The sequence below is a fragment of the Verrucomicrobiia bacterium genome (genome assembly GCA_035489575.1).
GTDB lineage: Bacteria > Patescibacteriota > Saccharimonadia > Saccharimonadales > JAGQNK01 > DATHJY01.
In genome coordinates this window covers 32,570-52,681 of the sequence record DATHJY010000005.1, presented here as the reverse complement: position 1 = coordinate 52,681, position 20,112 = coordinate 32,570, and the positions used below count along the sequence as shown (strand labels likewise).

Here is a 20,112-nt window from a genome sequence, read left to right as displayed (position 1 = left end):
ACGGCATGGATCTAAAAGTTGTTCTCGGAGTATGTTCTCTTGTTGTGGCATCTGTCGGCTATGTGCCATACATCAATAATGTCCTAAGAAAAAGAACAAAGCCGCATGCTTATTCATGGTTAGTTTGGGCCGTGTTGGGGTTGGTGGGCTTCGGTATACAGGTTCAGGGTAAAGGGGGGCCTGGCTCGTGGCTTCTAGGCTTAACTGTGGCTGCGACTCTCTTTATCTTCATACTCTCTCTGCTTTACGGACACAAGGACATACAAATTGTCGATAAAGTAAGCCTGCTTTTCGCGGGCATAGCCTTTGTTTTTTGGATTGCTACAGATCAACCTCTGATCGCCGCCGTACTCATTACTCTCGTGGAGGCAGTTGGTGGATTTTTCCCTACTTTTCGAAAATCTTACAGCAATCCTTACGAAGAAACTGCGTTTGCTTATTTCACTTACGCAACTTCCATATGTTTCTCTCTTCTTGCCCTTGAAGTCTACTCACTGACAAATATACTATATCCGGGTGTTGTCTTTTTCATGAATGTTTCGCTATTCGCGTTTCTTTTGGTGAGGCGCTCTCGAGTAAAACCGCAATAATAACAGTAATAACGAAGACTGTCTTCTAACAGATAGAAGGTAATAACGAAGACTGTAATAACGAAGACTGTCTTCTAACAGATAGAAGAGCTTGCTAGCTACTGGTTAGACCAGGGGCAAAGAATCTTCAAGTCAGAGAACTGTTCGAAATCCTTCACATTGCGAGTGACGAGTACTAGGTTGTGCTGGAGACATTGTGCGGCGATGAGGGCATCGATGGCGGGAGGGGTCTTGCCAAGTCGCTGGCCAGTAGCTGTAAGCTCACCCCATAGTAAGCACACTTCTTTATCTACTTCTATAATTCGGTTATCAAAACCGTCTACGATTTCAGCCAGCCACTTGTTGAAAAGCTTTTGTTTATCACCGTCTGTGTTTAGGGATATACCTTTTTTAATTTCACCCAGCACAAGGCAGGAAGTGAAAAGGTTGAGCTCATCAGCAGATGCAAACCACTCCATAAAGCTGCCATCGGGAGCCTTTTTTGGCGCTTCGCTAAGCGCGTTGGTATCCAACAGGTAGTTTGTCATAGTTTGAGGTCGGTGGCGCGACCGGATACGGATTGATCTCGGGCAAGGTCAAGCTCGTCAAGGTCAGTAGACATGAGGAGCTTTTTAAGCCCTTTCTTTGGCGTAATGTGCCGCCGGTAGTCCTCGTAACTCATAACAACAGCGGTGTTGCGGCCACGCCGACTAATAATTTGCGGCCCCTTGCTGATGCTGGTATCAACGACTTCGCTCAGTTTATTTTTTGCGTCTTGCATTTGCCACGTCATGGTATGATGATAGGCTAGACTGTCTAGCTTGTCAAGTATTTTCAGATCAAAGTCAAAGAGGAGCCAAAGAGGGCGTTCCTCTACGAATGTTATTTATTGTAAGTTCTGTTGATTCATAAATGCTGTAGTAAATAATCGACTTTTCCTCAAAGAGCAGAGCAGCATGCAAAATCATTCTTTTTAAGCTGGATGAGTTTGGTATGTAAATAAAACAATTTGTCCCAAATCATGCTGGCAGATGCTATAGTGTCACAAAAGGGGATAAACAGTGAGCACGCCGCTTGTAACGTATGCACAAAATCGTGAGGATATGTACTTGTGGGCCCTACTAGGGCACCGCAAAAAAGGTTTTTATGTAGATGTTGGCGCGCACCACCCAGAGTTTCATTCGGTTACCAAGTTGTTCTATGATCGTGGCTGGCGCGGAATTAATATCGAACCAAATCCGGAGCTTCACAAGACCTTTGCCCGCACCCGTCGCCGCGATATCAACCTAAACCTCGGTGTGGCCGATAAAAAAGGCCTGCTACGTTTTCGGAACTATCCTCACCACAACGGACTTTCGACATTCTCTGAAGAGATCATGAAGATTCACGAAGGGCAGGACCTGCCCTACGAAGATTCAGAAGTCGAGGTAAAACCTCTGTCTGATTTGCTGGCCAAACAAGATATTCCACCGATAGATTTTATGAAGGTAGACGTCGAGGGCTTTGAGGTTGAGGCGCTTAACGGCAACGATTGGGATAAATACCGGCCAAGCGTCCTAGCTGTCGAGGCTACGGTACGCCAAAAAATTAACCCTATGCTAAAGAAACTTGGTTACAAGCTGGAGTTTTTTGACGGGCTGAACAATTACTACCTGGATACTGTAGAACCCGAGTCGCTTACCATTTATAACTACGCACCACGAGTTTTGGGTACCGGCAATTACACTTCGCGCGAGCTGCAGCTACAGAAGAAAATTGACGAGCTAGAGACGCAGCTGGCTGGAAAGTCCCAAGCTTACGATCAGCTGGAAACCGAATACCACAAGATTCGCCGCCGGCAGGTACGTACTATAGCTGCCGCCGGCAAGCGCCGGGCCCGCGGCTACGCGTCTAAGATTGTGAAGGGTTAGAGCTCCTCTTTACTCTGGCTTCTGGCAGACCAGGAATAGGTTGTCTGGAGATGGCTTGTCTTTGGCGCTTGCGATACTGTTGTCCATTAGGATGTCCTGGAAGCTGATGTCGTGCTGCTTCATCTGCCGCTTGGCACCAATGCGGGTGATGGTGTCAAAGACGGGGCGTGGAGTCTTGTCGCGAATGGTGCGATAGGTGGTATTGACCAGCTTGCTGCTGACAGACTTTTTGGGTCGAAACTTGTCGATGCTAGATTTGAAAACTTTATGAAAAGTTGGGTTTACTAGCGAGTCTACTCGAACGTTCTTTTTTGGAAAGACTTGCTCGCCCAGTGCTTGTAGCTCGGGCAGCCTGAATTCATGTTCGTGTGGTGGGACCAGGCGATTCTTTTTGGCCTCGGTCGGGTTCTTCATGTATAGCTCTTGGCACTTGCGTCGTTCTGGCGTACCGATGAAGGCGTAGCCGCCTTTTTTGAGCAGTCGGTTTGCTTCTTGCATGAAGTCTAGTGCTTCTTCTTTGGTGACGTGCTCGATAACATGCGACGAAATAACAAAGTCAAAGTACCCAGCCTTCAGTGAGGTATCTTGCGCTGGTACGTGTTTGAACTTGACGCCTTGCTTGCCATAGACTTGCTTGGCGTAAGTTATACCACCTTCGGAATAATCGACACCCCAAACTTCTAGTTCTGGAAACAGGGTCTTTAGGTAGGTGAGCGGCCGGCCAGAGCCAGAGCCTAGCTCGATAAGACGCATGCCCTTTTTGGGCTTGAGGGCACGCAGGTAGCGGGCTACGGACATATAGACTGGCATGATAACGCCGTAGTGCATGATTGGGGTGCGGATCTCGGACCCGGCGCCTTCGCGGGCTACGCTAGCGGGAACGGGAACAATGGGGGTTTCTTCGGCCCATTTCCAATAGGCTTCGGCCTCCTTGGTTAACTTTGAGTAACTGACTCTTTGCATGAATCCCCCGTAAGCCAGATGGTCCCCAATGTACTTAACCTGGCTTTATATATTAGTGATATGTATACCGTCTATGATACCGGGAAATGCTTAGTTTACACAACTTCTTGAGTCTTGCGGTCAAAAAGTCCGCCAAGATGTTCTTTGAGTGCTTGGGGAGCAAGCACGACGCCGTAGATTTTGAGTATGCGTCGTTCGGCGATCTCAGTGATGTTGGGGGTGTCGGGTGTAAGTCCACGAGTTACCCAGCGGCTAACCAGCCGCACGCCACGAGGGTCTTTGTCTGGGTGGCCGGGTACCTCTGGTGCCATGATCCCGGCAAAGGGTTGTTTCAGGGTCCGCGGAGCAATGATGTCCAGAATCCGCTCTAGGTGCTCTTGGTGGGCGACAATACCAACTGGTCGTTCGTCAGGGCCAATATCTAGAAGATGCTGCACAAGAGTCATATTAGTTACGGTGTCTATAGAAAAGGGTTCGACCAGGTGGCGGTTGGGATCTACGCCAGGGTGTGTGCTCCGCAACCTATCGAGCATGCCATAGGCTTCCGGTTGTCCTTCAAATTCGCGGCCGATCGGGTCACGCCAAGGGGTGCCTCCTTTGTCGGCAGGATTCTTGTAGCCGCTGCAGATGATAAAACCGTCAAGTGCATGATCTATAAAAAAGGCGGCCGCTGTGTCGACTCGCTGTTGACTGATTTCGCCCAAGCCAAGGCCGTCTGGTCCGCGGTAGCGACTGGGAATAATGAGGTGGGTTATGTCATCTTCGGTAACGCCCGGTGTGCCCTCTATGAATTCATAAGAGTTTGTCATGCATAAAAGACTATCATATTTCTGTCAATGGAGGGTGGTTTTTTGCAGGCATTTTTCTAGAGTCATGAGCTTGAGGTGGAGCTGCTCTAGGTCGGCGTGGTTGTCTACTGATTGTAGTTTTCTAAGGCCACGCAGATTGTCGGGCCCAATACCCAGCGGTAGGGGGAGTTTGCTGGCAATGGTCAGGCCAGCCAGCACAGCGTGATATGGAACGGGTACAAAGACAACTTTGATGCCCAGCTGTTTGCTGATGGTTTGGTAAAACTGCTTGTAGGTCAGCACTTTTGGATGGGCTATGGTGAGGACGCCGGAGACCTTGGTGACAAGGGCTGTGTCGATAGCCTGTACCAGATCGTCTCGGCCAATAATCTGCACCGGCTGCTTGCCGCCACCCATGAGTGGCACCACGTGTTTGGTCTTCATGAAGGCCACCATGGTACGGACAATACCGCCGTTGCCAATGATGAGACCCGGTCGCAGGCTGATGTCGGCGGAGGTGTTGAACAGTTTTTCTATGGCAAACTTGTGCTTGCCGTAAACCGATACGGCCTCGGCGTGGGCAGACATGCTAGAAATAAACACATTCTTCTTTAAGTTGTGGACTCGGCTGGCAGCCAGTAACTGTTTGGCTGCGTCGATGTTGAGTTCGCTGGCGTGGGGGTGGTGTTTGTCATGTTTTATATAAGCGGCGTGTACCAGATAGTCGGCGCCTTTAAAGATGTCCGGATTGAGTGATTTGGTCAAGTCGTAGGCCAGGTAAGTGAGCTGCCTGGTACTGATATGCTTTTGGGGCTCTCGGACCAAGGCCCGAACGTGCCATCCCTGACCCGAGAAATGTTTGACCAGCTGGGTCCCGAGGAATCCATTGGCGCCGGTAATGATAACTGTCTTAGCCATTTTTTATAACGCTTTCTGCCACGAGATGGGCATTGGCCATGAGTGAGAATGTCAGGCCTTTGGCGGGCAGGTAAGTAAAGCCAGCGCTGTCCGCCACATAGACATTACGCGTACCGTGCAGCCGCCCATCTGGACTAAGACTGAAGTCTTTTGGCTCCTGGCTAAACGGCAAGGTGCCCGCATAATGAATACTAGCACCTTCGCCGGGATTGATGCGCTTGAGTCCGTAGGTTCCCATGCTGCGCATAGCCTTTAGGTACTTCTTTTCGCGACGATCAAACTCGGCACTTTCTTCTGCCTGTAATTGGTACATAATGCGCAGATTGTCGCCAGTTGGCGTGTCAGGTGTGGGTTGCAGTTGCAGCCATTTGTTGGCGGTTTGTCTGTCTGGGTGGTGAATGCCCATGATAACAATGCCGGACATCAGATACTGAATGAGCAGCCGAGCGTCGACAAAATCGAGCGGCGCATGGCGGATGATCCTAAACAACATAAGCGATTGGTAGCTATACAAAGAAGCGACCGATACGTCTTGGTTGCGATGGGCCTCGTCCAAGAAAAGCGACAATTGGGTAAACCCGAGCTTGTGGCTCTCGGCAGCCTTACCGACCAGCTTGGGCTGTACGCAGGGAACATAGCGATAGGGATTGCACAGCAAGGGTAGTTTGGTCGCTTCGTCACCCAGAGAGCGCAGTACTACGCGGGCGCTGCCCAGAGCGCTGGTAGCCAGGATGAGTTTGCGACAGCGGACGGTTTGGCGGCTGTTGTCGGCGGTGCGCAGGCATTCGACCACCACGCCCTCGGCAGTTTCGGAAAAACTGAGTACCAGATAGCCACCAATATAGTGGAAGTTTTTATGCTGTTTGAGTTTGTCTATGGTAATCCACGGGCGCCAGGCGCTCTGGTCGTTGTCGGAATAAAAGTCCATATCCCGATACTTGTAGCCGGTCCGACCATCGTGGTCCTGAGTTATGAGTGCTAGGGGTGTCCTGCCCATGATAAAGCCCTGGTGCTTGAAGCGCTTGGTATCCGCCAGGTACTTCCGAAGAATATAGGTATGGTTGCGGTCCATGTCGGCAGAGGGCTGGTAAGTTTTGAGCTTGCCCAGAGTGTATCGCGCGGCTTTGTCGGCGGTGGCGCTGACGCCAATACGTTTGGCAACGGTTTCGTAAGCGTCAAACATAGCTGGCTTTAGTCCTGCTTGTTTGAGGTCGTAGGTAGAAAACTGCCAGCACTGCAGGCCCCAGCCGGCTCCCAGCCCGCCATACGCTAGGCTCTCGAGCGGTGAAAAATCGGCAGAGTCTATGGGTATAAGATCATCGACTTGCTCGGTGATGTGCTTGCGCGGCGGGGTAATTTGTTCGCCCTTGCCAACGTTGCCCCAGGCCACACCCTCGGCACGAGGACCAATGAGGTACTGATGCTGGCTAGTGTCTGACTGGCGCAGGTCCAGGTAGTCTTCGTCGGGTATGGTCGAGGTCTCTGGGTCTTTGGTAAACCCAGCGTCTAGCATAACAACGTCCAATCCGGCTTCTACCAAAGTCTGAGCTGCCATAGCGCCCGAACAGCCTGATCCTACTACCAAGTAGTCGAAAGTTTTCACCGTACAACTCCCACCATGATTACACCAACCAGGGCTTTGCCGACGGCCCGCAGACCCGCCAAAGCGAGAGGCACTATGTACCAAGCTGATCGTTCTTGGGGCAAAAAGGCAGCAGTGTGGTCTGGCGACGATTCTAAAATGGCTAGCATAATATACAGCCGGCGGCGGACTTCCGAGTGGGGCTGCCTGAGTGCCAATCCGGCCTCTATGCAGCCAAGTGACCATGGATGTTTGCGTATGAACTCTAGCAAATGGATATCGGTGGCAGATATAGACGGAGGGTTATGGGCAAGCGCTTCTGTATACCGAGCAATGACTTGTCTACTTGGTTCTTGTCTGACCAGATAACGGGCAAAGCTCTTTGCTTCTTTTTTAAGCACAGACGACCCCACCCCCGAGACTTGTCTCGTGGTTTTAGTCTTCTGCATACTCCACCTGTTGCTTCCTGCCCTTTGTCCAAATGAAATACTGGTTAGAGAAGTAATTCCACGATGTAGCCAAGACCGCCCCTATGGACAGGCCGGCAAGGTAGTGAACATGCAGCAGCTGTGTGCAGATAAGAACCGACAGGGTAGAGATGAGCGAACCGCCCAGGGCACTGCCGTTGAATTCGATAAACCGAAGCCACAGGGGTTTTTCGCTGTATTGACGATATGTCCAGTAATGGTGCAGGTAGAAACTAAAAATAATAGTACCCTCGGCGCCCAAGATCTGGGCAGGCAAAATGGGTATTCCCATAACGCCATGAAAGAGATACAGCAGCACGACATTGACCAGAAAGGCTCCGGAGCCCACTACCAAAAAACGACCCACTTGGGTCTTAGTGCTGAACACTACAAACTGGTCAAATATTTTCTTTACGATCAAACAAGTTGCTTTCGTTTACGAACCTATATCTTACCAGCTGAGTCAGGCACTCCCAGCCATCGCGGGTGTTTATCTTTTTGCCTTCTTTGACCGTTCGGCCCGTGTAGCTGATAGGTATTTCCACGATAGGCACCTTCTTGCGCAGCAATTTAGAGATAACTTCTGGAGCATAGCCAAAGCCGTGCTGTTGAATGTCCAACTCCTTGAATAGGTCGGTTTCTATCATTTTGTAGCAGGTGTGCATGTCGGTTATGCGGACCCCGTAGAGACTGCGTACCAAAATGTTATAAAAGCGATTGGCATAGTAGTTGGCTCTGGGCATGTCACTGATGGTACCCATAAAGCGTGAGCCGTAGATAACCGGTGCCTCGCTCTCCAGGACAACCTCGAGCAGGCTGGGGATTTCTGCGGGATCATACTCTAGATCGGCGTCTTGGATGACAAAGTACCTGCCTTCGGACAGGCTCAGTCCCGTCTGAATAGCTGCACCTTTGCCTTTGTTCTTGGGGTGGTGGACTACCCGCACCCTGAAGGGCAGGTCTTTTTTCTTGGCCCATTTTTCGATGATGTGTTTGCTGTTGTCGGCCGAGCCGTCGTTGACGATAACTACCTCGGCGTTTGGCAACTCAGCAGTCTCTATTTTCTTTAAAATAGTTGGCAGGCTAACTTCTTCGTTGTAAACCGGCACTAAAATAGTGAGGTCGTAGTTTTTTCCCATGATTCTAGATATATATTGTACCAGTAGTTTGCTTATGTTTTGGTAAAAATGAAACATAGCCCGGCAGACAAGCGACTGCTACAATTCCTGCATATGCGTAAACACTCTTGGAAGAAGTCTGCAGGCACCGTCTATCAGTGGGCAGTCGGACACCCGATGCTCTCTGTCGTTCTGGTATGGCTGGTATTGTTTGGCTTTTTATATGGGGTGCGGCAGTATGTGCAGCACCCTCTGAGTGGTGATGAACCGCACTATCTACTCATGGACTACAGCCTGACCCATGATCACGACCTGGACCTAAAGAACAACTATCAGAACTTCGACTACTTCCGGTACTATCCGGCGCCAACGCCAGACCATGCCAGCCCGCTCAACACTACCCAAAAGTTCTCGGGCTGGTATTCGTTCCACGGCATTGGTCTGCCATTTATGATATTGCCCGCCTTTTTGTGGAACGAGCGGATCGGCCCCATGCTGGTGATGCTGCTAGTGGCCACCATAGTACTGCTGTTGACATGGTGGTGGACGCTGCTGCTCACTAAAAATGCCAAGGTATCCCTATTCAGTACGCTGCTGCTCGCTATCAGCTACTTTTTCAACGGCCTGGCCGGGTATTTGTATCCCGACTTTGTAACGGCCGGGCTGCTGCTGGGCGCACTCATTATTCTGCAGCGGTTTTATAAAGACAGGCTGTGGCAAGCTGTCTTTGCGGTGCTACTGGTGGCCATGGCTTTTGTGCATGCCAAGTCTCTGGCCTTTGCCTTGCCGTTGGGCACACTCATGCTGTACAAAAATTATAAGCAACACAAGCAGATCCCGTGGCCCGTGCTTGCGGTCAGCGTGCCCGCCGCATTGGTATTTTTCTGGCTGACGCATCGGTGGTTTGGGGTGTGGAATCCAACAGCCATATACCCCACCTACCTGGGCATGGTGTCGCCATTCAGCAGTATTCCAGCTAGCTTGTGGGATGTTCGCCGCGGCTTGCTGGTGTATAACCCAGGGTTCTTGCTGCTACTGTGCGGGTTACCGCTGTGGTGGAAAGCACACAGGGCGTCGCTGTCTACGGTAGCCATAATCCTGATACCAGCCTATGTCATAACTATGTCATTCAGCGAATGGTGGGGCGGGTATGCTCCCTTGGGTCGCTACCTTATGGATTTTATGCCGGCTCTTATGCCGGCGGTGGCTTTCTTTTTGTTAGCGATACGCACCACATACCAAAAGGCGTTTGTAGCGGTACTGACTCTAGCCACGCTGATGGTTACAGTTTTTGCCACGCGTATTCGTCTGAGCTATCCAGGTTACGAACCGCGGGCTGTATTTTTCTCGGAACTAGAGAAACGGGTGGGAGTCGGGTTTGATAGACTGCTGCCACAGTACACGCTACACACCGAGTTGGTTGGTCGCTTCAGCTGGCTAAAGACACTTGCCGGAATGGCGCTGGTAGCTGCTTGTGTGTGGTATGGCTGGTATGTGGCAAGCAAGCAGTCAGTGCCTCGTAAAAAGGTTACGACTCTGTAGACGAAAGACCGTCATTGCCTATATATAGCACTCCCAAAACAAAACTCGCCATTTCTGCCGGGCCTCAGCGGCCCAAAAGCAGCTTTTTGGCTCACTGATCCATCACCAGAAAAAGACAGGTTTTGTTTTGGGAGTGCTATACTTTGGCAAGACAACACCAATTTAACTCAGGGTGGTAGCACGGAGGGTAAGCCAGTCGTTATGATACATATCAAAAGCCACACGTTGGTTACAAAAGATTTTGACAGCGACTGGTACAAGCGGTGGGCAAAAGAGTTAAAACAAGACAAACACAACCTGGACAATCACGCCCTGCGTGCCAACAAGTTTTGGCAAAACGCGGCGCTAGTGCAAGCTCTGTGGGAGCGCCTAGACTTTAGTAGAAGCGATTTGAGCGGCGTTGGATTTGGCGTGGGCCAAGAGCGATTGCCGGCACTGTTTGCCCATTACGGCGTGCAGGTGATGGCCACCGACCAAGATTTTACCACTGCCAAGGCCAAGCACTGGAAGCAGCACGAGCTGGCTGAGAGCGCTCAGTCGCTCAATCGTTTGGGTATTTGTGATCCCAAAAAGTTTAAAGAAATGGTTAGCTACATGCCAATAGACATGACCAAGATTTCCAAGAAGCTGGCGGGCAAGTATGATTTTGTATGGTCCAACTGCGCGTTGGGTCACCTGGGGTCTATAGACGCTGGGTTGGATTTTATAGAAAATAGCCTGGACTGCCTAAAGCCAGGCGGCATGGCTGTACACACCACTGAAATTAACGTGCTGTCCAACACCAAGACGGTCGACGCTGGCAGCACTGTGATTTTCCGGCTGCGTGATATCCAACGGCTGCAAAACCGGCTGGTGCGCAAAGGCTACCGCGTCAGTCCGCTGCGATTTACATTGGGCACACGTGCGCAAGACTCTCGCGTCAGCCTGCGTCCACAGTATGGTAACGACTACTCAAAGATCCAAGTTGGCGGACACTTGGCAACACAGGCAATACTGATTATTCATAAGCCCCTGCAGCCATATGTGTCGGTAAAAGCGCAGGCTTCGCGCATAAAACACGAGAGTCACCTAAACGTCGTGTACGCCCAAAACATTCGGACGCTCTTTGGCTACAAGCGCAAGAATCCACTGATTGCTGCACTCCTAAAAAGCCAGAAGGCTCCTTTGGGCAGTATCAAGATTACACCCGCCCAAAAGGAAGTTAAGGTCCGTATAAAAAAGGGCACCAGCAAAGAAGTATTTTTGGATTTTACCAACAGAACACCCTACCCACTCTGCAGTTTGTATAGTCGCCTGAGCGAGACCAAGCCAATTGTGCTGGGCACTTCGGATCCCAAAGATCGTGAGTCAAAATTTCAGGATAAATCCTGGGTGGGCAGCAATAACAATCGGCCCGCTCACGACCTGCGCATAAAGAAGAGCGGAGTCTATGAATTGGCTGATCATGTACGGCCGCGCCAGAACTTTAGTTTTGCTTTTACCCTTGACAGTAACAAGCTCGAGACAGGTACCTACACCGAAGAATTTAGCGTACTCCAAGAGGGAGTGGGCTGGATCGACGAGAGCGCTGTGACCGTTAAGGTCCAGGTCTACTAGAACTTATCTAAGAGCCTACCCCAGATCCCCAATTCCGTCCCAAAACCGCCCATTCCGGCGCCAATCCGCCCTAACTTCTGAGCCGTAACTATGGTTACGCCACAGAAGCCAGAACGGATTGTCATCCAAAATGGATCAATTTTGGGCTCGAAAGGGAGATCTGGGGTAGGGCACTAAGGGGCGATGTTGACGGCTTGCCAGGCATAGCCACCAGGTACCCAGAAGTTGGGTACGCCGTCTTGAACTAGTTCAAAGTGTTCTTTGTACTTGCCAACAGGCGTGCCGTTGGTGGGGTGCTGTACGGTCATCAGGAAGCGTCCGACCTGTCCCGGCCATACAGTGTGTTGGTCGGCAGCCAGGGTGACTCCGTCGGCTTCGTAGACTTTGTTAAAGACATTTACTGGTCGGCTGGCAGATAGCCACGAACTATGCACAAAGGCGCTATTACGGTTGATAGGCCAAGCGCCCATCAGTCGAGTGCGAGGATAGTAGGATAATGCGCTGGCATCGTCCTTCCAGAACTGCGACCCGAGGTTTTGGAAGTCAAAATACATGGTGTCGTTGATACCGGGGCGTACGGTTGGCTCGGGGCTGACGCCGCGGAAGCCAGCAGCAAATGGTTCGGCCGTTACAATTGACTGCCAGGCATAGCCACCAGGTACCCAGAAATTAGATGCGCCGTCTTGGACCAGTTCGAAGTGTTCTTGGTGAATGCCACCACCGATGCCGTAGCCCGGGTAGGAAACGGCGAACTGGAAGCGTCCGACCTGTCCCGGCCACACCGTGTGTTGGTCGGCAGCCGGAGTAGTTCCGTCGTTTTCGTAGACAGCCGTAAAGACTGATACTGGCCGGCTGGGATTTGGCCATGTTGCATTGCTAAAGGCGCTGCCGCGGTTGATTGGCCAGGTTCCCATCAGTCGAGTGCGTGGGTAATAAGGCAGGGCACTGGCATCGTCTTTCCAGAACTGCGACCCAGTATTCTGGAAGTCAAAGGACATAGAGGCATTTTGCCCGTGTTTGACGACAACGGGTGGACTACCACCCCTGAATGAAGCGGCAAACGGAAAGCCAAAGGTATTACCAAACCAGTCGTTGTACATGCGCCAAAAGTTGCGATTGCCGTAGGCGCTACAGCCGTCGCCAGTGCCATATAGGTTATTCAAGGCGGCGGAGTTGGGTTGGTAGGGTGTGTAGTTGTACAGTCCGGCTGTTGCACTGTTCTGTATGTAGACATTGCCACCGCCACAACCGCCGTTGGGGTTGTACTGGATAAAGTTGTTGCGGTCACGACGATAGTTGAACATGCTGGCATCGCGGGCATAACGCCTAAACTGCCGAGCGGCGTTATAGACCTGGTTAAAGAAGCCATAATATTCTGAATCACAAGGAGCGCTATCTGGGCAGCCATAGCCGGTGGCACTGCGGTACTGGATGGGCCACGGCCAATCGTCGGTGACCAGGGACTGCTCTTTTTGCAAGAGAACCAACAAGGCCTTGGCACTGACGCCACAGCTCTGTTGGACCTCGTACAAAATCTGAGCACTGCCTTTGTTGCCCGGGTTGTGGCCGTTGCACAGACCATCTGCAGGTTTGAACGGCGTAGACATGCTGTATTCCTTGAGGCATATATAAGGAGGCGGTGCTCCGTTGGCCGAACCATGGGCGGCCCGGGTGGTACCACCACGCGGCTGGCTACCCCAGGTGTCACAGGTGGACACCTTGGCATTCATAAATTCTTGGATCTGTTGCTGGGAGAGAGCGTTGCCGTTAAAGAACACACCATCGTCTATGATGCGCCCAGACTGAAACTCGTGGCCGGCAAGTGCCGAGGCCTTCTGGGGAGACAGGCTGCCAAAATACGGAGCGACAATAAATAGAGGAAGCAACAAGGCAAGCGCGAATCTAAACGCTTGCCGACGCACTACTGGATCCTCACAGTTTTGCTAGCCGAAGTGCCCGTGGAGCTGCCAGAGGTGTAAGTTACGGTTACGCTCCAGTCACCAGCGCTTGGGAACTCTGCGCGCGGGATGGTCATGGGTGTGCAGGTGGTAGTGGTGGCGTCTTTAAAACCGGCAGATTGTTTGCTAACCGTTTGGCCGCTTTTGGTAAAGGTTGCTTTGCAGGTGCCGCCTTCTTCGTATACGCCAGATACTAGGGCGCGGACTTCGACTTGTTGGCCGTACTGTGAAGCGTCTACGATACTGGGGGTGACAGACTTGTTGCCGCCGCCTGGTTGGGGCTGTTCGTTCTGTTTTACTAGCTCGTCTTTGTGTTGGTCGGTTTCTTTCTTTTCTTCATCGGTAGCTGGGTCTAGGTTGATCTCGTCTTCATTCTGGGCAGTGCTCTCTGGATTTTCGGAAACCTTGCGGGGGTTATCTGGACGCGTCTGTTGATAAGCAAATACTCCGCCACCGGCGATAACAAGGGCTAGAACGGCGCCGATGATAAGTGATTTTTTGGTGAACCGTATTCGCTTGGGTTGCTGCATTATTTGTTTTGTCCTATTCATTACGTAGTATACCACAAACATAAGCAGAATTCAAGATTGCGCTTGTGCTAGGCAAGGGACTTTATACTATAAGAGAAGTAACCAAGCAGTTCAATATATTACAGAAGCTTTACTAAACCAATGTGGTTTTTACAGCCAGCGGGTTTGCGATGGTTTGCTATGATGGTTGCATGATTGTTGTTATCATCGCCGGCGGATCAGGTACGCGACTGTGGCCGCTATCTACGCCGACCTATCCAAAGCACTTATTAAAGATCGACGGCGACAAGCGGAGTCTGCTGCAACACACCTATGATCGGGCCAAGAAGCTGACCGATAGTGTGTATGTTGTACCGGATATCAGCCATGTAGAACACGTAAAAGAGCAACTGAGCGAACTGCCAGAAGACGCTTTTGTAACGGAGCCGGGCCGCCGGGGAACGGCCAACTGTATTGTGGCCGCCCTGGCACATATCACTGACAAGCATGACGCCAATGAGCCAATTGCCTTTATTGCGTCCGACCATTACATCCGCGATACGGATGGGTTTGCCAGTAGCTTCCAGGTTGCCGCCGAGGCCTCTGAGAAGGCCAAGCGAATTGTGCTGGTGGGGGTTGAGCCTGATCATCCCGCAACAGGCTTTGGTTATATTCAGAAGGACGGGCTGTATGACGCAGAGGCTGTCGTGTTTGACGTGCACTCCTTCAAGGAAAAGCCAGAATACGCAGTTGCCCAGCAGTATGTCCAGAGCGGAAACTATCTATGGAACTGCAGCTACTTTATAGGATCGCTCGAGACGTTCCAGGACAAGATGAAAAAGCACGCCCCTGGTATGCTCGAGAATTACCAAAAGCTGTTGGCTGCCAAAAATCCCGAAGAATACGCAGAGATCTACCTGTCGTTCAAGAACGACACTATCGACTACGCGCTCATGGAGCACCTGGACGATCTGCTAGTAGTACCTGCGGCCTTTGATTGGATGGACCTGGGGTCATATAGCGACTTGCACAAGGCGGTGGTCAGCAACGAACAAGGCAACCATATCTTTGGGCCGGGCGTAGAACTAGAGGGGGTAGAAAACTCTTTTGTTCAGAACTTCGAAGAAAAGCCGGTGGCTGTCGTGGGACTAGATAACGTAGTGGTCATAAACACCAAAGACGGTATATTGGTGGCCCGCAAGGATCAGGCCCAAAAAATCGGTGAAGTAAGTAAGCGAATCAGCAAGAAGTAACGGAGTATCTATGAAGAAAGCAATTGCGTTCGACCTGGACGGTACCTTAGCAGACAGCAAATCGCCCGTAGAAGACCGGGTCAGCGAACTACTCGGCCAACTACTCGAGAAGTTTCATGTATGCGTTATCTCTGGCGGTAAATTTGGCCAGTTCGAAAAGCAACTGTTGTCCAACCTAAAGGTTGCGCCAGACAAGCTAGAGAAACTACACCTCATGCCCACCTGCGGCACCCGGTACTATCACTTTGACGCTGGTAGGGGTGAGTGGGAGCAGGTTTATGCCGAAGACTTTACCGAATCAGAAAAGAAAAAGATTATTGCTGCACTCAACAAAGGTTTTGATGACCTGGGCCTGCGCGAAAAAGAAGTTTACGGCGAAACCGTTGAAGATCGTGGTAGCCAGGTAACCTTTTCGGTTTTGGGACAAGACATTGTGGACGAACTTGGTAAAGAAGGCGTACGTCGCAAAGAAGAATGGGATCCTGATAATTCCAAGAAACAAAAAGTACGAGACTATGTGGCCCCTTTGATCCCAGATTTTGAGGTCCGCGTTGGTGGCGTTACCTCTATAGACGTTACGAAATTGGGCATAGACAAAGCCTATGGCATGAAAAAACTCATGGGTGTGCTGGATATCTCCAAAGACGACATTTTGTTTTTGGGCGATCGTTTGCAAGAGGGCGGCAACGACTACCCGGTGAAAGCTATGGGAATTGACTCTCTGGAAGTATCACGGTGGCAAGACACCGCATTGGCGATAGGGGTACTAGTGCATGTCGCTTAACGCGGATGTGCTAACTGACGCTGACAAGCAAACACTCGTCGAACTCCTCCAAAAACTGCATCCTGGCTTTCTGCCATTCGAAGTGTTTATAGAGGTGGCTCGGCTGGTGGTTTTGCCTATTATTGAGTTTGTGCCTCTGCGTACCAGCGAAGGGCGTGTGGAAGTGCTGCTGCTGGAGCGTGATGTTTGGCCATTTGGGCTGCATACTCCCGGCACGGTTATCCGGGCCACAGACAGCACGAAGAGGAACTACCAGGCGTTTGATCGAATCATGGAAGAGCTGGGTGGCACAGAAGTTGCCCTTCCTCATTATGTGGGCAGTAATTTGCATTCTAGTCAGCGCGGTGTAGAGCAAGCCCAGATATTTTGGGTGGAGGTGCTTGGCAAACCCAAGGCCGGCCACTTCTATCCAGCCGACAATCTGCCAGATAACCTCATGCAGTCCCAGGAAAATTTCATCGAGCTTGCCGTAAAAGACTTCAGAAAACATAATCATATAAAATAGTTGTCTTTGTATATCGCTTACTCTTTAATTATCTTAGAGTGTGCTCCCTTACATAAAAGGAGGTAGAGTCTTCCGTGAACCCTAAGTAGCGGGCACTTGTACTTACATACCTACAAAACCTTGAAAGAGGTAGAATTGTCCGAGACGACACAGGCGAAGCATCCCGTGCTTCGTTTTTTGGTGGCGTTCTTTGCCCTCATGGCTGGAACGCTGGGGATCACAACTGCCACCGTGGTTCAGTCGGCTTCGCCGGCTGCTGCCACCGACAACAATGAAAGTGTCCAGGTTGGAATGCTGTTTGGGGGTAAGTGGGCATACAATGCTAACGTTAACCCGGATGCCAACGGCAACTACAGCGACTCGACTTCCAGTCACCCAACCGTGCACTCAACCGATGCGGACACGGGGTATCTCTGGGGAGATTGGGCAACCGATCTGTATGCTGGGACCGGCACTGAGGTCAAGCTGAAGCTCAGCAATCCCTCGGGTGTGCTGAGCCTCTCCTGGGGCTCAGGGTCCGCGCCTTGCACGGGTCAAGTTGCCCGCGTCATCAATGTGAGCGTTGACAGTGTGGGCGTAGGAAGTATCTACTTCACTCACTTGACCGACGCAGCCTCTACGGCGACCGCACCAACGAATGGCATGGTGGTGGGCAAGGTTGCCACAGCAGGGTGCAACCCTGGCCCGCACGTTCACTTCGAGCTGAAGAACTCAAACAATCGTGCCTGCTATCAGAGCTGGGGCAACCCCGGGGCTTCTCTGGCCGAGGGCGCGGTACTTGGGTGGCTTGGTGCCAACAATGCCGGGATTCGGCAGACCTGTAGCGGTACGCAGCCCGGGACACAAACAAGTGGTACATCGGGTAATGCTCGCCTCGTCGGCGATGTGAACGGTGATGGCAAGGCAGACGCTGTGGTGATGTATAGGAGTCCCGGTAACGCCTATGTGGCACTCTCGGATTACCCTCAGACGACAACGTTTGTCAATCAAGGCGCATGGGCAATCGGTCACTCACCGGATGCTGATCGCTACATGCTCGGTGACGTCAATGGTGACGGCTGGGATGACTTGGTGGCTTTCTACTCGGCGAGTGGAAGGTGGACAGTAAGTCTGTCGTCAAGTTCAGGCTTCTGGCCACCGACTGATTGGGCAGCCAGCCAGGGTCAGGGCACTGTCGCTCAGTGGGTTGCTGATGTCGACGATGACGACAAGGCCGATGCCATCACTTTTGACGGGACGGTCAATGGTGATTGGCGAGTGTCGCTTTCGGATGGCAATGGTTTCGTTGGGCCGCCCACACTGTGGCGCACTGGGCATGGAGTGAACTCGACGACACAGGCAGTTGCCGATTTCAATGGCGACAGCAAAGCGGATGCTGGGATCTATGTGGCAGGCAGCGAAAGCTGGTATGTCGGGCTCTCGGCATATCCCGGCAGCACGACGCTCGGTACTCCTGGCCAGTGGTCTTACATGCAGGGATCAGGCAGGAAGATGGTTGGTGACATCAACGGCGGTGGCAAAGCCGACACTGCGTACTACTATGCGGACGTCGGACATATCGATGCCTCACTCTCGACCGGTACGGGCTTTGCTGCCAACGGTGCATGGGCACACGGCCACGGTTTGAACCCAACGGAGCAATACCTGGCCGACGTGACTGGCGACGACAAGGCTGACTTCATCTTCTTCGATGCCGCTGCGACAAACGGAGACTGGTATGTGTCAATCTCAAGCGGCACCGGGTTCTACTCACCCACCCAGTGGATCCACGGGCACGGGGCTGGTTCGTAAGTAGATAAGTCCTCAGTATCGAGACGGACGATACTGACAAATGCGGCAGCGTGACGGGGATTCCTGGGTATATCCCAGAACAAGAATCCCCGTCACCTCCGCTCTTTTTATTTCAGTCTTGCAATACGTTTTTTATATATTTTGACAAACTTTTTTGAAAGTTTACTTGCGAGAACGCTCGGGCATGGGTTTTTATATCACCAGATGAATATTTGGTAGGTTTGAAACGCGCTAATGTTTTTTGGAGCGCCTCGGCCGTTTGGGGCGTAAAGAACTCGCCGGACTTGCCCGGCACCACGTAATCCAAGGTACCGCCGGCCTTATAGGCAATTACGGGCGTCCCGGCGGCCATGGCCTCTACCGGTGCAATGCCAAAATCATCCAGGTTGGGAAAAATAAAGGCTGTGGCGCTGGCCAAGTAGGTAGGCACCTCGTCATGCGGCAGTTGGCCGGCAAACGTGATGGTGGGTCCTGCCATGTCTACGAGCTTTTGGTGCTCGGGGCCATCGCCAATGACGGTTAGCGGCAGATTCAACTTGGTACAGGCCTGGACGGCCAGATCTATTTTTTTGTAGGGTGTGTGTCGCCCGGTAATGACAAAGCCTGAGCGTGGGGTGGATTTGGACTTGCCAAAGCGCTCGGTGTCTACGGGTGGGTGAATGATCTCGGAGTCGCGGTGGTAGTACTTTTTGATCTCTTTTTGAATGTGGCTGGAGTTGGCGATCATGTGGTCTGGCCTTTGCGCGGCTTTGAAGTCCCAGCGCCGCATGGGTCCAACCAAGAGCTTCAGGCCCAGGCGGGCTAGCGGGTCAAATACCCCAAAGCCGGGGTGTTTTATGTAGTCTTCGTAACGGCTCCAGTAATAATGCGTAGGGGCATTGCAGTAGCAGATGTGTGTGGTGTTGGGTCCGGTCTTTATGGCCTTGGACTCTGCGCCAAAATTGATGCTAACTACCATGTCATAGCCGCTCAGGTCCAGGTGGCTAAAGTACCAGGCCCGCAGCACCGGCAGGAATTTCTTTAGACCAATAGGCAGCTTTTGTAGCCACCCCGTCCGAATATTGGCATCGACAAACCAGTCCAGCTTTTGGGGGTCGTACTGTGAGGTGTAAATAGGGGCATTGGGGAACATCTTGTGTACTTCCAACACCACCAGCTCGGCACCACCAATCCCAACCAGCCAGTCGCAGACAATGGCAACTTTAGGCGCTGGCACTGACACTTCGCAGTCCTTTAATCTTTAATGACAGGATAACTCTATCTGCGGTGACGAGTGGCACTGATTCAGCAATAGCAACGCTGACAAGTGCATTGTCGTAAGGATCCTTATTCAGAGAGTTAAATATTTTATAGGCCTCTGTATGCCACTCGGTAAAGTTCAATACTTCCAGGCTCATGGTCGATATGCTCGAGATGATAACTTCGGCTTCTGGGAACTTGCCTGTTGCGGCTTTTAGGCGAAGCTCAAAGATACTTAGCGCCGATACGAGGACTACGTCTGCCTCGCTTATGTGGCGCAAAGTCTGAGGGCCGAGCTTTACGCCGGCCGCAAGCCAAACAAGTGCATGAGTATCAAGGAGTAGTTTATTCATGTGGTTCGATGGGTTTGTTGTACATATCCTCGACCATTTGTTGCCACTCAGGATCGGTATGTTTGTCGTAGGTAAGCGATTCTTTGGATATTTGTCCCTTCAGGACGCCAAGTTTACGTTTTGGCTTTTTTGGTACTTCTACCACTAGCTTAACTTCTGGTTTGCCGTGGCTGCCAATATAAATATCCTCGCCACGCTTGACTGCGGCGATGTACTTACTGAGGTTGGTCTTTGCATCGTGGATGCTGACGGTTTTCATGTTTACAT

General features: G+C 51.5%; 22 protein-coding genes. 8 read left to right on the top strand and 14 right to left on the bottom strand.

Annotated elements, in window-relative coordinates; translation table 11 throughout:
- Window positions 1–5 precede the first annotated feature (5 nt).
- Window positions 6–590 (top strand): hypothetical protein, encoded by a 585-nt coding sequence (locus VK694_02685; protein HTE57624.1) that lies wholly within the window; start codon window positions 6–8, stop codon window positions 588–590.
- A 98-nt stretch (window positions 591–688) separates the two neighbouring features.
- Here VK694_02685 and VK694_02680 read toward each other — a convergent pair whose 3' ends face one another.
- Both VK694_02680 and VK694_02675 read right to left on the bottom strand, forming a co-directional pair.
- Complete coding sequence (locus VK694_02680; GenBank protein HTE57623.1) at window positions 689–1,117, bottom strand: type II toxin-antitoxin system VapC family toxin; 429 nt, start codon at window positions 1,115–1,117, stop codon at window positions 689–691.
- Entirely contained in the window at window positions 1,114–1,350 is a 237-nt protein-coding gene (locus tag VK694_02675; protein ID HTE57622.1) for a type II toxin-antitoxin system Phd/YefM family antitoxin, read from the bottom strand. Before VK694_02675 ends, VK694_02680 begins: the two co-directional genes overlap by 4 nt.
- A 322-nt stretch (window positions 1,351–1,672) precedes the next feature.
- Here VK694_02675 and VK694_02670 point away from each other — a divergent pair, with 322 nt between their 5' ends.
- On the top strand, window positions 1,673–2,479 hold the full coding sequence (locus tag VK694_02670) for an FkbM family methyltransferase (GenBank protein ID HTE57621.1): 807 nt from the start codon (window positions 1,673–1,675) through the stop codon (window positions 2,477–2,479).
- Between the two features lie 9 nt (window positions 2,480–2,488).
- Here the strand turns inward: VK694_02670 and VK694_02665 are convergent, their stop codons facing one another.
- From VK694_02665 to VK694_02635, 7 genes are all read right to left on the bottom strand, one after another.
- On the bottom strand, window positions 2,489–3,442 hold the full coding sequence (locus tag VK694_02665) for a methyltransferase domain-containing protein (GenBank protein ID HTE57620.1): 954 nt from the start codon (window positions 3,440–3,442) through the stop codon (window positions 2,489–2,491).
- Between the two features lie 95 nt (window positions 3,443–3,537).
- Entirely contained in the window at window positions 3,538–4,251 is a 714-nt protein-coding gene (locus VK694_02660) for an ElyC/SanA/YdcF family protein (GenBank protein HTE57619.1), read from the bottom strand.
- A gap of 24 nt (window positions 4,252–4,275) precedes the next feature.
- Window positions 4,276–5,148, bottom strand: coding sequence for an NAD-dependent epimerase/dehydratase family protein (locus VK694_02655; protein ID HTE57618.1), 873 nt, complete (start codon window positions 5,146–5,148; stop codon window positions 4,276–4,278).
- The gene (locus VK694_02650; protein ID HTE57617.1) at window positions 5,141–6,751 is read right to left on the bottom strand and encodes a GMC oxidoreductase; all 1,611 of its coding nucleotides are present in this window, start codon (window positions 6,749–6,751) and stop codon (window positions 5,141–5,143) included. Before VK694_02650 ends, VK694_02655 begins: the two co-directional genes overlap by 8 nt.
- Window positions 6,748–7,179 (bottom strand): hypothetical protein, encoded by a 432-nt coding sequence (locus tag VK694_02645; protein ID HTE57616.1) that lies wholly within the window; start codon window positions 7,177–7,179, stop codon window positions 6,748–6,750. The genes VK694_02650 and VK694_02645 overlap by 4 nt, the downstream gene beginning before the upstream one ends.
- Complete coding sequence (locus tag VK694_02640) at window positions 7,166–7,618, bottom strand: GtrA family protein (protein ID HTE57615.1); 453 nt, start codon at window positions 7,616–7,618, stop codon at window positions 7,166–7,168. Before VK694_02640 ends, VK694_02645 begins: the two co-directional genes overlap by 14 nt.
- Window positions 7,596–8,336, bottom strand: coding sequence for a glycosyltransferase family 2 protein (locus VK694_02635; GenBank protein HTE57614.1), 741 nt, complete (start codon window positions 8,334–8,336; stop codon window positions 7,596–7,598). The genes VK694_02640 and VK694_02635 overlap by 23 nt, the downstream gene beginning before the upstream one ends.
- A gap of 93 nt (window positions 8,337–8,429) precedes the next feature.
- Here VK694_02635 and VK694_02630 point away from each other — a divergent pair, with 93 nt between their 5' ends.
- Window positions 8,430–9,857 carry a hypothetical protein gene (locus tag VK694_02630; protein HTE57613.1) on the top strand — a complete coding sequence of 476 codons (1,428 nt, stop codon included), beginning with the start codon at window positions 8,430–8,432 and terminating at the stop codon, window positions 9,855–9,857.
- Between the two features lie 201 nt (window positions 9,858–10,058).
- A complete protein-coding gene (locus VK694_02625; GenBank protein ID HTE57612.1) occupies window positions 10,059–11,453 on the top strand; it encodes a hypothetical protein in 1,395 nt (464 codons plus the stop codon).
- Between the two features lie 173 nt (window positions 11,454–11,626).
- Here VK694_02625 and VK694_02620 read toward each other — a convergent pair whose 3' ends face one another.
- Both VK694_02620 and VK694_02615 read right to left on the bottom strand, forming a co-directional pair.
- Window positions 11,627–13,375 (bottom strand): hypothetical protein, encoded by a 1,749-nt coding sequence (locus tag VK694_02620; GenBank protein ID HTE57611.1) that lies wholly within the window; start codon window positions 13,373–13,375, stop codon window positions 11,627–11,629.
- A complete protein-coding gene (locus tag VK694_02615; protein ID HTE57610.1) occupies window positions 13,375–13,962 on the bottom strand; it encodes a hypothetical protein in 588 nt (195 codons plus the stop codon). The genes VK694_02620 and VK694_02615 overlap by 1 nt, the downstream gene beginning before the upstream one ends.
- A gap of 170 nt (window positions 13,963–14,132) precedes the next feature.
- On the opposite strand from VK694_02615, the gene VK694_02610 reads away from it, so the two are divergent.
- From VK694_02610 to VK694_02595, 4 genes are all read left to right on the top strand, one after another.
- Entirely contained in the window at window positions 14,133–15,173 is a 1,041-nt protein-coding gene (locus VK694_02610; GenBank protein ID HTE57609.1) for a mannose-1-phosphate guanylyltransferase, read from the top strand.
- Between the two features lie 10 nt (window positions 15,174–15,183).
- A complete protein-coding gene (locus tag VK694_02605) occupies window positions 15,184–15,957 on the top strand; it encodes an HAD-IIB family hydrolase (protein ID HTE57608.1) in 774 nt (257 codons plus the stop codon).
- Complete coding sequence (locus VK694_02600; GenBank protein HTE57607.1) at window positions 15,947–16,462, top strand: hypothetical protein; 516 nt, start codon at window positions 15,947–15,949, stop codon at window positions 16,460–16,462. Before VK694_02605 ends, VK694_02600 begins: the two co-directional genes overlap by 11 nt.
- A gap of 135 nt (window positions 16,463–16,597) precedes the next feature.
- Window positions 16,598–18,253, top strand: coding sequence for a VCBS repeat-containing protein (locus VK694_02595; GenBank protein HTE57606.1), 1,656 nt, complete (start codon window positions 16,598–16,600; stop codon window positions 18,251–18,253).
- A 112-nt stretch (window positions 18,254–18,365) separates the two neighbouring features.
- Here the strand turns inward: VK694_02595 and VK694_02590 are convergent, their stop codons facing one another.
- The 3 genes from VK694_02590 to VK694_02580 are packed head-to-tail and all read right to left on the bottom strand — an operon-like array spanning window position 18,366 to window position 20,104.
- Window positions 18,366–19,469 carry a glycosyltransferase gene (locus tag VK694_02590; protein HTE57605.1) on the bottom strand — a complete coding sequence of 368 codons (1,104 nt, stop codon included), beginning with the start codon at window positions 19,467–19,469 and terminating at the stop codon, window positions 18,366–18,368.
- On the bottom strand, window positions 19,456–19,845 hold the full coding sequence (locus VK694_02585; protein ID HTE57604.1) for a PIN domain-containing protein: 390 nt from the start codon (window positions 19,843–19,845) through the stop codon (window positions 19,456–19,458). Before VK694_02585 ends, VK694_02590 begins: the two co-directional genes overlap by 14 nt.
- Window positions 19,838–20,104, bottom strand: a complete 267-nt coding sequence (locus VK694_02580) for a type II toxin-antitoxin system prevent-host-death family antitoxin (protein HTE57603.1) — start codon at window positions 20,102–20,104, stop codon at window positions 19,838–19,840. Before VK694_02580 ends, VK694_02585 begins: the two co-directional genes overlap by 8 nt.
- Window positions 20,105–20,112: the final 8 nt, after the last annotated feature.

What these genes read in the sequence shown, in the direction of transcription:
- VK694_02685 (HTE57624.1), top strand. Translation starts at nt 6, where the DNA reads ATGGATCTAAAAGTTGTTCTCGGAGTATGTTCTCTTGTTGTGGCATCT.
- VK694_02680 (HTE57623.1), bottom strand. Translation starts at nt 1,117, where the DNA reads ATGACAAACTACCTGTTGGATACCAACGCGCTTAGCGAAGCGCCAAAA.
- VK694_02675 (HTE57622.1), bottom strand. Translation starts at nt 1,350, where the DNA reads ATGCAAGACGCAAAAAATAAACTGAGCGAAGTCGTTGATACCAGCATC.
- VK694_02670 (HTE57621.1), top strand. Translation starts at nt 1,673, where the DNA reads ATGTACTTGTGGGCCCTACTAGGGCACCGCAAAAAAGGTTTTTATGTA.
- VK694_02665 (HTE57620.1), bottom strand. Translation starts at nt 3,442, where the DNA reads ATGCAAAGAGTCAGTTACTCAAAGTTAACCAAGGAGGCCGAAGCCTAT.
- VK694_02660 (HTE57619.1), bottom strand. Translation starts at nt 4,251, where the DNA reads ATGACAAACTCTTATGAATTCATAGAGGGCACACCGGGCGTTACCGAA.
- VK694_02655 (HTE57618.1), bottom strand. Translation starts at nt 5,148, where the DNA reads ATGGCTAAGACAGTTATCATTACCGGCGCCAATGGATTCCTCGGGACC.
- VK694_02645 (HTE57616.1), bottom strand. Translation starts at nt 7,179, where the DNA reads ATGCAGAAGACTAAAACCACGAGACAAGTCTCGGGGGTGGGGTCGTCT.
- VK694_02635 (HTE57614.1), bottom strand. Translation starts at nt 8,336, where the DNA reads ATGGGAAAAAACTACGACCTCACTATTTTAGTGCCGGTTTACAACGAA.
- VK694_02630 (HTE57613.1), top strand. Translation starts at nt 8,430, where the DNA reads ATGCGTAAACACTCTTGGAAGAAGTCTGCAGGCACCGTCTATCAGTGG.
- VK694_02625 (HTE57612.1), top strand. Translation starts at nt 10,059, where the DNA reads ATGATACATATCAAAAGCCACACGTTGGTTACAAAAGATTTTGACAGC.
- VK694_02615 (HTE57610.1), bottom strand. Translation starts at nt 13,962, where the DNA reads ATGAATAGGACAAAACAAATAATGCAGCAACCCAAGCGAATACGGTTC.
- VK694_02610 (HTE57609.1), top strand. Translation starts at nt 14,133, where the DNA reads ATGATTGTTGTTATCATCGCCGGCGGATCAGGTACGCGACTGTGGCCG.
- VK694_02605 (HTE57608.1), top strand. Translation starts at nt 15,184, where the DNA reads ATGAAGAAAGCAATTGCGTTCGACCTGGACGGTACCTTAGCAGACAGC.
- VK694_02600 (HTE57607.1), top strand. Translation starts at nt 15,947, where the DNA reads ATGTCGCTTAACGCGGATGTGCTAACTGACGCTGACAAGCAAACACTC.
- VK694_02585 (HTE57604.1), bottom strand. Translation starts at nt 19,845, where the DNA reads ATGAATAAACTACTCCTTGATACTCATGCACTTGTTTGGCTTGCGGCC.
- VK694_02580 (HTE57603.1), bottom strand. Translation starts at nt 20,104, where the DNA reads ATGAAAACCGTCAGCATCCACGATGCAAAGACCAACCTCAGTAAGTAC.